Origin of the sequence: Microcystis sp. M20BS1, assembly GCF_020245305.1 — a bacterium.
Classification (GTDB): Bacteria; Cyanobacteriota; Cyanobacteriia; order Cyanobacteriales; family Microcystaceae; genus Microcystis; species Microcystis ichthyoblabe_A.
Genome location: NZ_JADBUZ010000128.1, coordinates 1 through 13029, shown reverse-complemented (window position 1 = coordinate 13029; position 13029 = coordinate 1). Strand labels below are relative to the sequence as shown.

Here is a 13029-nt window from a genome sequence, read left to right as displayed (position 1 = left end):
GGCTGACTGTTAATCTAGTAATCAGACCACAAGATACTGATACTATAGCCGAGCACGTAGCTGTTGGTTACCGTATCCATGGAAATGGCAGTCCATTCATCACGATGGTGATTGAATGTCAAACTAAGAAGCCCGCAGCCGGGGGCAATATAATCATCATGGGGGACGACATTGCGTCAATTGACTATGAAGCATGGAATGACGATACTTTCGTGAATGAGCGCGAGTTAGATATGCTCTTCAATAAGGAAACAAAAACTAAGGGGGCAAGTGGAGCAGCGCGTGAAGCAAGTGCTCCTACTTCAGGTGCTCCCAACTGGTTCAGCCGTAAGGTAACTCTCCAAGAGAGACTCTAATAGAGAGCTAGAGTATAAATTACACGGCCCGCCACGGGGAAGAAGGACCCTCTACTAGGTAGAGGGTCACCCCATCAAATAATTAAGTAGGACTGCCATGAAACCAAGAATGAAACTAAGAATCAAATTAACCCGTTCGAGTGAAACCAAACAAGTTACATTTACGACTAACCGCAGTGGCAACGCCGTGTTAACTGGAACTTGCGTTGGAGCACAAGACTATTGCTTGGAGTTAGCAAACGGCCGTTCTATCGATATCAGTGAGCTGGCCATTGGTATGACTGTGAACCTAGTGTTCCCGCATAGCAATTATATAGCCAAGAGCATAGCCGATGGCTACAAGATGTATGGAGATGATAACCCATTCATCACGATGGTGATTGAATGTAAAATCAAAGAACCCACGGCTGAGGATAATATCATAATCATGGAGGACGACATTGACTCCGTTTATTATGAGGCCTGTAGTAGTGATGACACCCTCATTCACAAGGGAGATATAAATGTGCTCTTCCAAAAGGTGACCATGTAACTCACCAGTGTTAATAGAGAGCTAGAGTAGCCTAGCTATAAATTACACGGCCCGCGGCTACTAGCGGCAACTCATACCAGAGGGCGCGTAATACATTGAGTAAATTAAACACAGCACTAGAGGTAATAGCAGAATGGTTAGAGGAGTATAGCCCCGCCCATCTCCCCATTCTAATGCGATACGCCTTACTAGAGAGATACACATTAACGAAGGCCCGAGAGATGGGGCACGATATTAATATATGTACAACAGCGTTCAAGAGCCTATGGATAGAGGCCAATGATGAGGAGGTGCAGATCGCGATATTACTGAAGAGGTATCTAGAGGGAGGAGGAAGAGTAGAATACTTCCGAGAGAGGCCCGAGTTAATAGAGGCGATGGGCTACTTCATGGCCCTAGGAGACCACGAGTTTTACAGAGGACTAGACAATAAGACAATAAATGTGGCTAGAGAGAGAGCCGCGCGGGCAAGCAGTACTAGACTAAACAAATCATATGCAAACTAAATACACAATACGAGCAAAGGATGGTAGGTACCTGGCCCCCATTACTATAGAGGAGGCAGAGGAGTTACTGAAGAGCGGTCTAATTAAGAAGGATAGCGAGGACGGGTACATAATGGTAGCAGACAGCGCGTTTGCCGTCAGTCAGTACGTGATATATGATTGCCAGCACTTATGTGATGATTTAATAGGTAATAATAAGACAACAGCTACCGCCGAACAGCCCCGCTCCTTATAAGTAAACAGCCCCTATAAGGGATAGAGCCGAGAGGTAGAGGGGCCCGTCGTAATTGTGAGTACAGCCTCATAGCAACAGCGTCACACGTAAGCAGCCTGCTCCCTCCTGAAGATATCAAGTAGGGGATCGATAGTAGATCTAAGGCCAGCCATGAGATGGCGAGCTGCATCAGTAGGTAGGCCCCGCCACCAGCGCTGCACCTTCTCCTGAGCCCAATCGAGGCCCAATCGCGTCATAGTGCACTGTAGTGTGCGCTCAAGCAGGCAGATGAACTGAGCGAGGGGGCGTATATCACCACTATCGGTACCGTAGTGCACTACCCACTGAGAGGGGTCAGCGATAACCTCAGGATTCTGAGTAGCGTGGGCCAGGAGCTTATTCTCAATGGGGCTCACGTACCAGAGATTACTATAGTCATTGTTAGAGGTATCACCATCCAGGTGATGTACTTCCATGAGGCCCGCGCGGCAGACCTCACCGCGGCGTTCCCGTCTCCAACCAGCAGCGGGCCGCCTATCAGTGTAGAGAACTATCTGGTGAACATATACCAACTCCTTACGGACGTTAGTGCAGTGGAACGCGAAGAAGCGACACTGCTCGAGATAGTCGAATAGGCGCTTATTCTCCCTAGCGAGAACGTACTGGTAGCCACTGGCATTGGTATGAATAGTGGCAGCCGCGAGATAACGGCGGGCCCCACCTAGCATAATATGCATAGCGTGATAAGATGGGCGAGGTTCGAATCCGCTACTTGATTTTGGTTCCATGTGCCTCCATGTGCTATAATCATGTGCTATAATAAAGAGGTTTCTATGTGTCATTATGCCGGGCAGCCCCCACGAGATGGGCTCCCGGCATTTACTTATCCCTGCGGCCGGCCCCTCCTCGATCCCCCCCTCCATCGGAGGCCGGGGAAGGGGGCAAGGGGGCCCCAGAGATAAGTAAATGAAAATGCCCTACAGATGCATATCCCCCCTCCATCGGAGGCCGAGACGCAATCTATAGAGCATTGATTATCCGTTGATCGCGGGTCCCCCCCTCCATCGGAGGCCGGGGTCACAATCTAGGGATAGGTTCAACCTACTGGCCAGATATTCAGTAGGTCTAGATCATGCTCACTGGCTAGATATTCAGTGAGCACTAGCATATACATATTATACATCGAAATTATCATCGTGGCAATAATGCCGATGTACTAATTAACGAGGAAGGCCCGGGCTCTAGGAGGTAATTACCGTTACCTAGTACAACCCTCGATGGCCATAGGTGGTGCTATCTGGGCGCCGGCCGCATCTCTGTGAAGGGGGGTGATTATTAAGGCTAATTTTGTGGATATGCTAGCAAGATGGGCCTAAATAGTCTAGCAGCCGCACCTCTATAATCCAATACATCCATTATACCACGCCGCTACAGCGGTGTCAACCCCAATATTGAGGATACAGTCAACTAACATAAGGCCCGCGCTGAGCTGACGTGGGCGGTATGACGGTACGCGGCCGGTGTAGTTCAGCATTGAGGCCATACTGTCACGATGGTGGGCCCTACTGCTAAGGGTGTAGCTCAGCTCAGCTACTGTCATATACTAAGGGCCCGCGATTTAAATACAGAAGCCAAAAACCTAACTAATATTATCCAAAATTACTCATGACTTGTGCTATAATAGTTCTATGAGTAAGTTAACCATATCGGAAGCCGCTAAATTGAAAGGTGTAAGCGTATCGACGTTAAGGCGTTGGGAGTCTGAAGGTAAACTAATTCCAGAACGGACTGCTAATGGGCATCGTCGTTATACAATTTCTCAGTTATAGAAAAATCGTAGAGGAGTTAAGAGACGTTGCTACTAGGATTCAAGACTGAGTTAAAACTAAATAATCAACAACGCTCATTATTAGCCCAACACGCAGGAACCGCACGTCATGCTTGGAATTGGGGTTTGGCTTTAACCAAGCAAATTTTAGACCATAATCGAGCTAACCCTGATGAAAAAATCAAGTTTCCTACGGCTATTGACCTTCACAAATGGTTGGTAGCATTGGTAAAATCAGAGCATGATTGGTATTATCAAGTGTCTAAATGCGCTCCCCAATGGGCGTTAAGAGCTTTATCCGATGCTTGGAAAAGATGCTTCAAGAAGATAGCTAAACCACCAAATTTCAAGAAGAAAGGTAAACAGGATAGTTTCACTTTAGATGGGAGCATTAAAATTGCCCATCAAAAGATAAAAGTTCCTGTGATTGGTTGGTTAAAAACTTACGAGCGGCTACCTGATGGATACCAGCCAAAATCTGTTACTATTAGTAAAAAAGCTAATAGGTGGTTTATTAGTTTTAAGATGGAAGTTGAACAGCAAACAACCAATAAAACTCATGATGTAGTTGGTTGTGATCTGGGAATTAAATCTTTGGCTACTTTATCGACAGGGGAGACGTTTGAAGGCTCTAAAAGTTATCGTAAATACGAAAAACAATTAGCTAGACTTCAATACTTGAACCGACATAAGGTAAAAGGTTCAAATAATTGGAATAAAGCCCAACGGCAAATAGCTAAACTTCATTTTAAAATAGCTAATATCCGTAAAGATACGTTACATAAACTCACCACTTATTTAGCCAAGAACCACGGCCAGATAGTAATTGAGGATTTAAATGTGTCTGGAATGATGGCTAATCACAAATTAGCTAAAGCCGTTCAGGATATGGGGTTTTACGAGTTCCGAAGACAACTTGATTATAAAACTCAGTTGTATGGTTCGGAATTAATCATAGCCGATAGGTGGTTTCCTAGCAGTAAAACCTGTTCCAATTGTGGGTACAAAAAAGAGTCTCTATCTTTAACTGAAAGAGTTTTTGAGTGTGAGCAATGCCATGTAGTTTGCGGTCGAGACTTGAACGCTAGTCTGAATCTAGCTTCTTTGGCGGTGAGTTCCACCGTGTCAGCTTGTGGAGTAGATAGTGCCGACACTACTACAGTGAAGCAGGAAGTTAACGTCAAATTTGCTCATGAGTAGATTTGAGTAGGTTTAATAGAACGGTCTTGAAACAGTGGGTCAATTGCTGTATAATTGGTTTATTGCGGGTGCGGCGCAAATGAACCTTGAAAACTCCATAGCGTATGGCCTTTACCACTGGGCGGTTCGAATTAATCTTAAACCCTACTAGGGATTGAAACCTCATAAGACTGCTCAAAGTGATTCGATTCCGCTATTCTGCATACAGCGTTAGAGCAAAACCCACAACGTTATATAAGTTAAACCTATGAGTCACTATCAAAGTACCATTCCACCCCCTGGGACAAACCTATTAACTATTGATTGTAGTCTATGCTAACGTCATTTAGTATAGAGTATAATATTGTATATCAATAAGTTGTACTTATCAATCAAATATTCCACAGCTTCTCTCACCTCAGATAAATATGCCCATAACATACAGTTAGAATATGTAACAATTCAAACAATAATAATTGGGGTTTTAATACAGCGTTGAAAATACGGCAAATATCGCCGTATTTTAGCTATATTTAAACAAATATTAAGCTATCAAATGCGAGCGAAACCTAGGCAAAGAGATAGACAAGAGTGAGTAGCCACTCAATTATTAAGGAGATATAGGCATGTCAAAAACAGTATTAGCTTTATATGTGACCCTTACCGTGTTCATAGTGATTCTAATGTATATAATGATATCAATCATATCTGCTGTAGAGCCCGCCAGCGATACATGTAGTAGAGTGTGTAGCCACTTAATTATTAAGGATATACAGGTATGTCAATAACAGTATTAGCATTAAATGCGGTCTTTACCGTGTACATAGTATTCCTGATGTATCTGATTCCTAGAGTAGGGCCCCGCGATAAGTGGGGCCTTGTCGCGTTAATATGCGCTATAGCGGTGATATGGTTATCAATCATGTCTAATGGGGGGCCCACCAGCGATACATGTAGTAGAGTATTACACTACTTTACATCTAGGCTATAACGCTGTAGACTTAATACTTGTAGTGTATAAGACGAGGCCCGCGCTATAATAAGAGTAGAGTCGGTATAATCCCTAATAAGACAGGCGGCCGACTCTACTACCCTGCATACGGTAAACTCTATCAAGAATTAAGCTTAGGAGGAAGATAGTGATTTTATTGCTTTCGCAGATTGGTGGACTAGTCTTCTTTGTAATTCTGCTTCACAGACTGCTACATCGTTTCTATGTGGCAGCGTGGGACAGGAATGCAGAGAAACTACTCAGAAAAGGTATAAAGTAACAAACAGGACATCAGGACATCATGACACAAGAACAACTATTAGCAGAGAATACTGCATTAAAGCAGAGAGTAGAGGAGCTACAGCTAGAAATTAAGCAACTGAAGCAAGACGTGAAAGAGTTAACACTAAGCTTAGATTCAAAGACATACTCTTCTCTTTATAGAGACTAGTTATATAGAGGGGCCCCCGCCCCAACAAGCAGGATTGGCCGATAGGTGGAGGCACCGTCCTCATAAGACGGCTTAGAGCGGTTCGATTCCGCTATCCTGCATTCAGTAATATAAGGGCCCCCCCCCTATTAGAAATACCATAATACTAAGAAGAGCTATGAAAGTATTAACCTCTTACGTCTTATATCCATCACCAGACGAGCAGATCATCATTAAGAGGTATGCGTGCTTTGTGAAGCATATCATCAGTGTAGAGATTGATATGGTAATGTGGCCCAATAATGAGGCCCGCAGTGTTCGGCTGATGAGATACCTGTTTAAAGGTCTAGAGCTACAATATACAGAACACGATAATGGATTTGACATTAAAGTACATAAGTTAACGTTTACCAATGGCCCCACAACACTAATAGTGCCAACAACATATACAGATAAACTACTACGTTAATCAGCGTAGCGTAATCAGCGTAGTGTAATATATAACGAGGGGCCCGCCTCACTCTCATCTACATACAGCTCTAATGGACTACATCTATTATCGATTACCTCCCCGCTAACAGGGAGGTATATCAATAGCTAATCAGCTCCATAAGCGAGGTAGCATCTCCTTGCACTTATGTATATACCAGTGGCCTTCAGGAGGAGTGTTATCTAATGCTTCCTGGAATAACATATCGCGCAACCCTTGTACAGTCATAAATGAAACAGGCTCGTGCAATAAACGTTGTGCTTGAGGGGTAATGCTGGGCCCCACGAATATGAACTCAATTGGTGTATCAAAATAATTATTGGCTAGTTCTATATAACCCTTATCAGCTATAGTAGATACTACGTCCTCTACGTCAATAGGGTTAATCTTAATCTCTATGACCTGTGTCTTACCATTACTAGAACGGCATAAGTCAAAGCGGCGAGTGCGGGCCCGACTCTCTAGTGTGTTAATTACTGTTAACTCCCTAGTGAAGGGGTTAGTAGTATAACTAGCTAATAATACTAGATCCATCTGTAACTCAAGCTCAGAGTTATAGGTGGGGCCCGTCTCTACGTTACGTATAGATGTAGCTCGTGGTGCAGGTGCTGTCTTAGTTCCCTCTACACGAGAGAGAGCGGGGCCCAACCTAATATTATTATGGAGGGCTATACGCCCATAAGCCGCTGTCCAATTACATACCCATAAGTGATTATTATAGTAATTGACATCGTAATAAGTACATAGTGCTCTCTGAAATGGTTTAATAGCTGAGGCATCTAGTTTAATCAAACGCGGTTTAGGTAGGCCAGGTCTATCTGCCCAGGTACGCACAATAGGGTTAAATAAGTTTTTGACATTGCTAAATGACATCTTGAGTCTTTGTGCTATTTCAGACATTAAGAAGTAAGCATCTTTACCGTCTCTATCAGGTACCCAGGTGAGTTGGTATTCATCAACCCAATGAACTAATTGGTCTAGTATGGGGCCCGCGCAATTAGGGTACTCTTTAAGTATGGCCGTAGATAAATCTGGCAGTGCAGCTGGCATATTTGAATCCTAAAGTAATTATTCTAATAATAACACACAACTATTAATAGCACACAAATTGACTTGTGTGCTATTAATTAAACAAATAGTTACTATACAATCTTTCTATGCGGCTGTATGATTGGCATTCATTATACTAAGCATTTTATCTGCTTCTAGAATATCACTCTGCTGCTCGCTGTCTGGAAGCATGGGGTAATCAGTATTCATCTGTCTAGCCCACCTCTTTACCAGTGATGCAGGTATCGTTACAGAACCGTCATCATTTACTGTAGATTTTGAAAAGAGATAACGCATCCACCTCGACCAAGCCTCATGGGCATATTCTGCAAGTTTTTCTCTGAGCACAAATAATCTCCAAAGATTAAATCAATTAATAATCTACAAATAATTATAATAGCATACAAGCTAGCTTGTATGCTATTAATATATTACCGTTAATATCAATGTGTCACTAGTCTCCTAATCCAGTATACGCTTTTCTTTCTGCTTTATCAAGCGCGCTATATAATGATTCAATATGAGTCTTTAACTCATACACTTTATCTTCTAAAGCCTTAATTTTAGCGTCTTTAGCCTCCAATTCAGTCATATTGGTGACTACGACACTGTCATTAGAGTCAGAAACAACATAAGCTTTTAGCGACATAATTACCTCTTGGCTTTACTGTATTATATCAAACTTAAATTAGTTTTAAGTACAATAGTGAGCATCTATTATTTTCTTTACTACAAACTAAAGAAAATCAAGACAGCGCCATACAAATGTACTGTTCTTTTAAAAGAAAAGACAACTTTAAAAATAACCACTCTAGTTGCGCTTATTAATTATGAATATCATTCTTAATGTTATTTTATCTATTGTAGTATTCACAATACTTGTACTAATTGTTGCTTTTATTATGGTTTATACAATTAGTTTTTTTGATGGGTTTATTAAAGCTCTTAAAGATTTTGTCAATACTCGAAAAAATAAATAATATAATCCCTCTCTAGAATAATTTGCTGATACTCAAGAGAGGAACTATACGCTAAGTCAATTAATCAGTGGCAAGATTTTGCCACTCTCTCAAGAGATTAGAATATCAATAAAGTGACTAGGTAGGTTACAGATCTGAGCATACCCAGCCCATTGACTTTTATGCTCCGGCGCAATGTTAGGAGTGGCCAGACCCCAAACCATTGCAAAAGATTCTGCCCGTCCCAGACTTGCTTGAGATAGAGCTACTTGCAGAGAGCCTGCAAGTAATGGATTTAAAGGAAGCAATTGCTGATAGAATTGGTTGAACTCGGCATCTACTAATATTAGCCGGGCAAATTCTACCCAATCAGGAGTAGGAGTAGAAGGGGGAATTAATTCTAAACTAAATTCCAATCCGTTCCAGTTTAATTGATGAGTAGTTGGGTCATAATCCGGTTCTTCGATTTCAAAATAGCCGGCATCGGCTATCTCTTCAGCGGTGTAATTTCCCCCAGTACGGGAGAACCCATCACTGAGAAGAATTCTATCTGGGAGTTGTTGAGGGTATTGCCCTCTTAAGGAATACAGAATAGTCATAGTTCAATTAGCTCATATAAGTGTCAGTTTCGGGATTGAAATTTGTTAGGTACCGGACAGCCTTAGTCACTCTAAAATTGTCGATATTGGCGCCCCAGCAAAAATTTGTAGAGAAATAAATTCCAATATTATAAAAGGTTTGAGTATAATTAGAGGCATTAGTAGATTGGTTGATCAAGACTCCATTTAAATATACTCTTGATTGGTTGGTTCCGGTGCCCTGACGAACGTAAGCAATGTGAAACCAACTACCGATAGGAAGTGCCACTACATTACTATAACCAACCCCGCTTAACAAATTATTAGAAGCAAGTAAAATAACAGTAAAAGTGCTATCACTTGTCCCAAGTGATAAAATTCCATTATTCCCGCGAGATGTGGCAGCAAATAACCACATCTCAATAGTAAAATTCCCAGTTCCCAATGCCAGACTAGGATGATTGACACTTAAATACCCGTTTGTATTAGGAAACAAGCCGGAAGCAGTCCCGTATTTAGATCGAGTGGTACTCGTTATTACATTCGTGGTTCCCAGTCGCGAAACTGGTAGTAACAGTGGACCACTGTCAGTAAACACGGTTCCATTGTTTGCGCCATCAAATCGAAGATCGCAAACAACACTATTGACAAAAGGATCACTGGATCGAATCCAGAAGCTTCGTCTTTGTCGATTGTAAACGTCAAGAACACTCCAATTCCCCGGTCTATTGGCTCCATCCCAAAGGGGTTGAGAGCCCATGAAGCCACCTTCACGTGTCATAAAAACTCCGTACAACCTATTAACATATCTATTACATTAGGGGCAGAAGCTGAAGCCCTTAACTTCTGATTCGGCTTGACGATAATAGGGCTAGAAATAGGAACAAAACTGGAACCAACTGGGATAGGTATTGTAAAGCTAATGAAGCACAAAGTCACGTTTTCGCTATTAGTTAAAACCAGGTTTAAATCGGTTGCCGTCGACGCCCTATTGCAACAAAGAACTGAGAAGATAGATACGACTGATACACCGCTAGGAGGGACGTACACATCCTGAAAGGATGTCGTCAGTCCTGAAAAAGTAGCGTTATTTAGTGCCATTTATTATCCTAATCCTATAGCTAGGAGGTACTCGTAAGTAGCCAGAGAGGTAATTTCTGTAGAAGAGCCGCCGCCCCCACCCTCCTGATTTATAGGATAAGCTACGCTTCCCGTGGCGTCTGACGCGTAAATCGTAAACCCAGCTCCTACCCTGACAAAGTAGATAGCATTAGGTGTAAGAGTAGCGGGCAGGCCTCCTGTTACTTTTTGAGGGTGAAAAATTGTTACCACTGAACCTCCTCCCAACCTATTACAGGAAGGGCATTATTATAAGTTAAGAATCCATCAGTGTTTTGCCCTATCTTATCGAGCTGAGACTTATTGGTGTGAGTGTGACTGTTAGTTACTGCGGTGTCAATAGCCGTGGTAGAGCTGACAGGCCTACCTTGAATATTAGCCCACTGCAAGACAACATCAAACGACTCTGCTTCGCTTATCTTATAAAAGGAAGTGTTGGAGACTCGATAAATATAGGTAGCCGCCCCCGATGCCACAGTGCTATCCCCAGTAGCATCCAAGACTAATACCTGAGTGTTCTTTGTAAGTGTTAGAGCATTTCTTGCTGCTATGTTGTCAACAACTAGCGTCTCCCCCCCAATGTCTGCAATAGAACTATCAATCAGTTCTTGAATGTCAGCGTTCGTTAAGAGTCTCCGTAGGCTCGAACCAGCGCTATTACTGACATATATTTCAAAGTACTCAGTCGTACCAGGGGGGGCTATAATGAATACTTCATTCGGATTGCAAGGTAAAGACGGGACCGCAGTCAGCTTAGAGGACCTAAAAATACTTGACATTTTTTCTTACCAGTGAATAACACTCCATTGAGGCTTTAGGCTATCAAGCCACTCTTGCTCCGTGCCAATAAAACCATTGTCCAAAGCCACTTGATAAGCGGATAGCCCAATAGGGCCCTGTAGTTGCCCGCCATTAATCCACGCTATACCCGACCAAGTGTAAAGAATACCTTGAATTAAATAACCATGTCCTATAGAGGGGTTAGTAGGCAAATCGCCTATAGAATTAAGATTACCTTTAATTAATAGAGGCGGACCAGGCGGGCCAGGAAATCCAGGAGGAACATCCTTAAGCACTAACGCACTTAGACGCTGTTCTCCCTGAAGACTACCTATCTTGTCGCGTATACCAATAGCACTAGCAGCCTCTGATAGATTACCTCCACCTACGGCGATGAGGTCGCTGGGCGTATCCGTTATTATTAGACTGGTCTGACCCGAATCCGGGATTACTAAAGTAATTGGTGGGCTCATGAGAGACATCGTTGATTATAATTTACACATACAGGATTAGGCAGGTATTAGGCAGGCACGCACTAACTAAAACTATGTGTGGGTTATGAGGCGAGAGAGGGTTCACCCAAGAAGTTAATTATTAGATAATTCTCTCAAATAGTTGATATTTCTGGGAGAATATCGTAAGACAGGATCAAGTAAACAAACACACAAGAGGTAATTTGATATAGCCGACCCTTCTAAAACGGAATTAATGCTTGAAGAAGAATTATTCCGCATTTTCTTATTTGGTAGGTAATCAATTACCAGTTATCAGTTAGTAATCCTTAATCAAACAAAAAAATGAAACCTTTGCATAAACTGGGTAAATATCACAATCTAGAGAAGCTAAACAAAATAGCAACCGATTCTTGTTTTACTGATAAGTTTCCTACAAAACATAATTATGTAAACCCTCTCTATAATGAGTACGATTACTCTTATACTTTATGGGCTACTCTGGGAGTAGAATGGCACGTCGACGACATTTATAAAGATAAAAAATACTCAATTATTTTAGTCGTCGAAAGCGCCAATTATGAACTTTACGCATCATCAGTAAATAATAAAAAAATAGAAAAACTTTTAAAAACAGATTGCGACACCACTTTTAGGAGTATGGATGAGCGAATAGATAATCTGTTAGTTCGCAGAAAAAACACTCAAAGGCTAATATTAAAAGCAGGGGATATTTTGCTGTTAGATATTTCATACTACCATAAACTAGAAAATACAAGGAAAACAGAAAACCCTTTTATCTTTATTAGTTTAGACATTGATTTTATTCCAAAGATCAAAGAAGCGGTCAAGGTTGTCAATTATTTTGTTTACGATTTTTTGTAATCACCCTAATGAGTTGGAAAAAATCAATGAGCCAAAAAATTTACTATCACGCACGCACAGAACATCAGATTCCACTGATGTCAAATAAGTTAACAGATACAGTCGGTAATTTAGTTTTTCCTTTTTCTGATAAAGAAGAGCAATTAGAATTTTTTGGTCAGATGCTTGAAGAGCTATTAACCATATCATCTGTAGCAAGATATACACCAGAAGGTACTGCATTAAATACAATTTTAGCTTTGTTGTCTAAATTGGATTAATGCAAAATTAACAATCAGTTCTTGTAATTAATCAGGAGTAAACCAATGAACATTAAACCGCAGCAGAGTTCACTACAAATGCAAGAGTTAAAGTCGAGTTCACTACAGATGCAAAAGATTGAAAAAGCTGAATTAATTAAGGCAATTCGAGAAGGAACAATTGATAAGACAACTCTACAACAAGTTGATTTAAGTGGGGCTGACCTAATTAAGGTTGACCTGATTAAGGCTGATCTGAGTGGGGCTATCCTGAGTGGGGCGGACCTGAGTGGGGCGGACCTGAGTGGGGCGGACCTGAGAGAAGCTAAACTAAGTGACGCTATTCTGAGTGAAGCGGACCTGAGTGGGGCTATCCTGATTAAGGCTGATCTGAGTTGGGCTAATCTGAGTGGGGCTATCCTGAGTGGGGCGGACCTGAGT

13 protein-coding genes, 1 tRNA gene and 2 pseudogenes are annotated in these 13029 nt (G+C 41.9%); 9 read left to right on the top strand and 7 right to left on the bottom strand.

What is annotated here, in order from left to right; genetic code table 11:
- The 3 genes from IM507_RS13575 to IM507_RS13565 all read left to right on the top strand — a co-directional run.
- Positions 1–356: hypothetical protein (locus IM507_RS13575; RefSeq protein WP_287637190.1), on the top strand; the 356-nt coding region annotated here is incomplete at its 5' end.
- A 97-nt stretch (positions 357–453) separates the two neighbouring features.
- Positions 454–888, top strand: coding sequence for a hypothetical protein (locus IM507_RS13570; protein ID WP_287637189.1), 435 nt, complete (start codon positions 454–456; stop codon positions 886–888).
- Between the two features lie 95 nt (positions 889–983).
- Positions 984–1394: a hypothetical protein gene (locus IM507_RS13565; RefSeq protein ID WP_287637188.1), complete on the top strand. Its 411-nt coding sequence runs from the start codon at positions 984–986 to the stop codon at positions 1392–1394.
- A gap of 315 nt (positions 1395–1709) precedes the next feature.
- Here IM507_RS13565 and IM507_RS23540 read toward each other — a convergent pair whose 3' ends face one another.
- Complete coding sequence (locus IM507_RS23540) at positions 1710–2084, bottom strand: HNH endonuclease (RefSeq protein ID WP_353847874.1); 375 nt, start codon at positions 2082–2084, stop codon at positions 1710–1712.
- 1212 nt (positions 2085–3296) lie between these two features.
- Between IM507_RS23540 and IM507_RS13560 the strand changes: the two are divergent.
- From IM507_RS13560 to IM507_RS13550, 3 genes and pseudogenes are all read left to right on the top strand, one after another.
- A pseudogene (locus IM507_RS13560) lies at positions 3297–3434 on the top strand (MerR family DNA-binding transcriptional regulator); the annotation flags it as partial.
- 29 nt (positions 3435–3463) lie between these two features.
- On the top strand, positions 3464–4636 hold the full coding sequence (locus tag IM507_RS13555; RefSeq protein ID WP_287637185.1) for an RNA-guided endonuclease InsQ/TnpB family protein: 1173 nt from the start codon (positions 3464–3466) through the stop codon (positions 4634–4636).
- A 1449-nt stretch (positions 4637–6085) separates the two neighbouring features.
- Positions 6086–6158 (top strand) — tRNA-Met (locus IM507_RS13550).
- A gap of 479 nt (positions 6159–6637) precedes the next feature.
- On the opposite strand, the gene IM507_RS13545 is transcribed toward IM507_RS13550, so the two are convergent.
- From IM507_RS13545 to IM507_RS13520, 6 genes are all read right to left on the bottom strand, one after another.
- Positions 6638–7576, bottom strand: a complete 939-nt coding sequence (locus IM507_RS13545) for a PDDEXK family nuclease (protein ID WP_287637184.1) — start codon at positions 7574–7576, stop codon at positions 6638–6640.
- A 105-nt stretch (positions 7577–7681) separates the two neighbouring features.
- Positions 7682–7924 carry a hypothetical protein gene (locus IM507_RS13540; RefSeq protein ID WP_287637183.1) on the bottom strand — a complete coding sequence of 81 codons (243 nt, stop codon included), beginning with the start codon at positions 7922–7924 and terminating at the stop codon, positions 7682–7684.
- Positions 7925–8030: 106 nt separating this feature from the next.
- Positions 8031–8225, bottom strand: coding sequence for a hypothetical protein (locus IM507_RS13535; protein ID WP_287637182.1), 195 nt, complete (start codon positions 8223–8225; stop codon positions 8031–8033).
- A gap of 420 nt (positions 8226–8645) precedes the next feature.
- On the bottom strand, positions 8646–9134 hold the full coding sequence (locus IM507_RS13530; protein ID WP_287637181.1) for a hypothetical protein: 489 nt from the start codon (positions 9132–9134) through the stop codon (positions 8646–8648).
- A gap of 7 nt (positions 9135–9141) precedes the next feature.
- Positions 9142–9894: a LamG-like jellyroll fold domain-containing protein gene (locus IM507_RS13525; RefSeq protein ID WP_287637180.1), complete on the bottom strand. Its 753-nt coding sequence runs from the start codon at positions 9892–9894 to the stop codon at positions 9142–9144.
- 1123 nt (positions 9895–11017) lie between these two features.
- The gene (locus tag IM507_RS13520; protein WP_287637179.1) at positions 11018–11485 is read right to left on the bottom strand and encodes a hypothetical protein; all 468 of its coding nucleotides are present in this window, start codon (positions 11483–11485) and stop codon (positions 11018–11020) included.
- Between the two features lie 324 nt (positions 11486–11809).
- Between IM507_RS13520 and IM507_RS13515 the strand changes: the two genes are divergently transcribed.
- From IM507_RS13515 to IM507_RS13505, 3 genes and pseudogenes are all read left to right on the top strand, one after another.
- Positions 11810–12349: a hypothetical protein gene (locus tag IM507_RS13515; protein ID WP_287637178.1), complete on the top strand. Its 540-nt coding sequence runs from the start codon at positions 11810–11812 to the stop codon at positions 12347–12349.
- Between the two features lie 26 nt (positions 12350–12375).
- On the top strand, positions 12376–12609 hold the full coding sequence (locus IM507_RS13510; protein WP_287637176.1) for a hypothetical protein: 234 nt from the start codon (positions 12376–12378) through the stop codon (positions 12607–12609).
- A gap of 89 nt (positions 12610–12698) precedes the next feature.
- Positions 12699–13029: pseudogene (locus tag IM507_RS13505) on the top strand (pentapeptide repeat-containing protein); the annotation flags it as partial.

Coding starts and splice junctions, on each gene's coding strand:
- IM507_RS13570 (WP_287637189.1), top strand. CDS start 454: ATGAAACCAAGAATGAAACTAAGAATCAAATTAACCCGTTCGAGTGAA.
- IM507_RS23540 (WP_353847874.1), bottom strand. CDS start 2,084: ATGGAAGTACATCACCTGGATGGTGATACCTCTAACAATGACTATAGT.
- IM507_RS13545 (WP_287637184.1), bottom strand. CDS start 7,576: ATGCCAGCTGCACTGCCAGATTTATCTACGGCCATACTTAAAGAGTAC.
- IM507_RS13535 (WP_287637182.1), bottom strand. CDS start 8,225: ATGTCGCTAAAAGCTTATGTTGTTTCTGACTCTAATGACAGTGTCGTA.
- IM507_RS13530 (WP_287637181.1), bottom strand. CDS start 9,134: ATGACTATTCTGTATTCCTTAAGAGGGCAATACCCTCAACAACTCCCA.
- IM507_RS13525 (WP_287637180.1), bottom strand. CDS start 9,894: ATGACACGTGAAGGTGGCTTCATGGGCTCTCAACCCCTTTGGGATGGA.
- IM507_RS13520 (WP_287637179.1), bottom strand. CDS start 11,485: ATGAGCCCACCAATTACTTTAGTAATCCCGGATTCGGGTCAGACCAGT.
- IM507_RS13515 (WP_287637178.1), top strand. CDS start 11,810: ATGAAACCTTTGCATAAACTGGGTAAATATCACAATCTAGAGAAGCTA.
- IM507_RS13510 (WP_287637176.1), top strand. CDS start 12,376: ATGAGCCAAAAAATTTACTATCACGCACGCACAGAACATCAGATTCCA.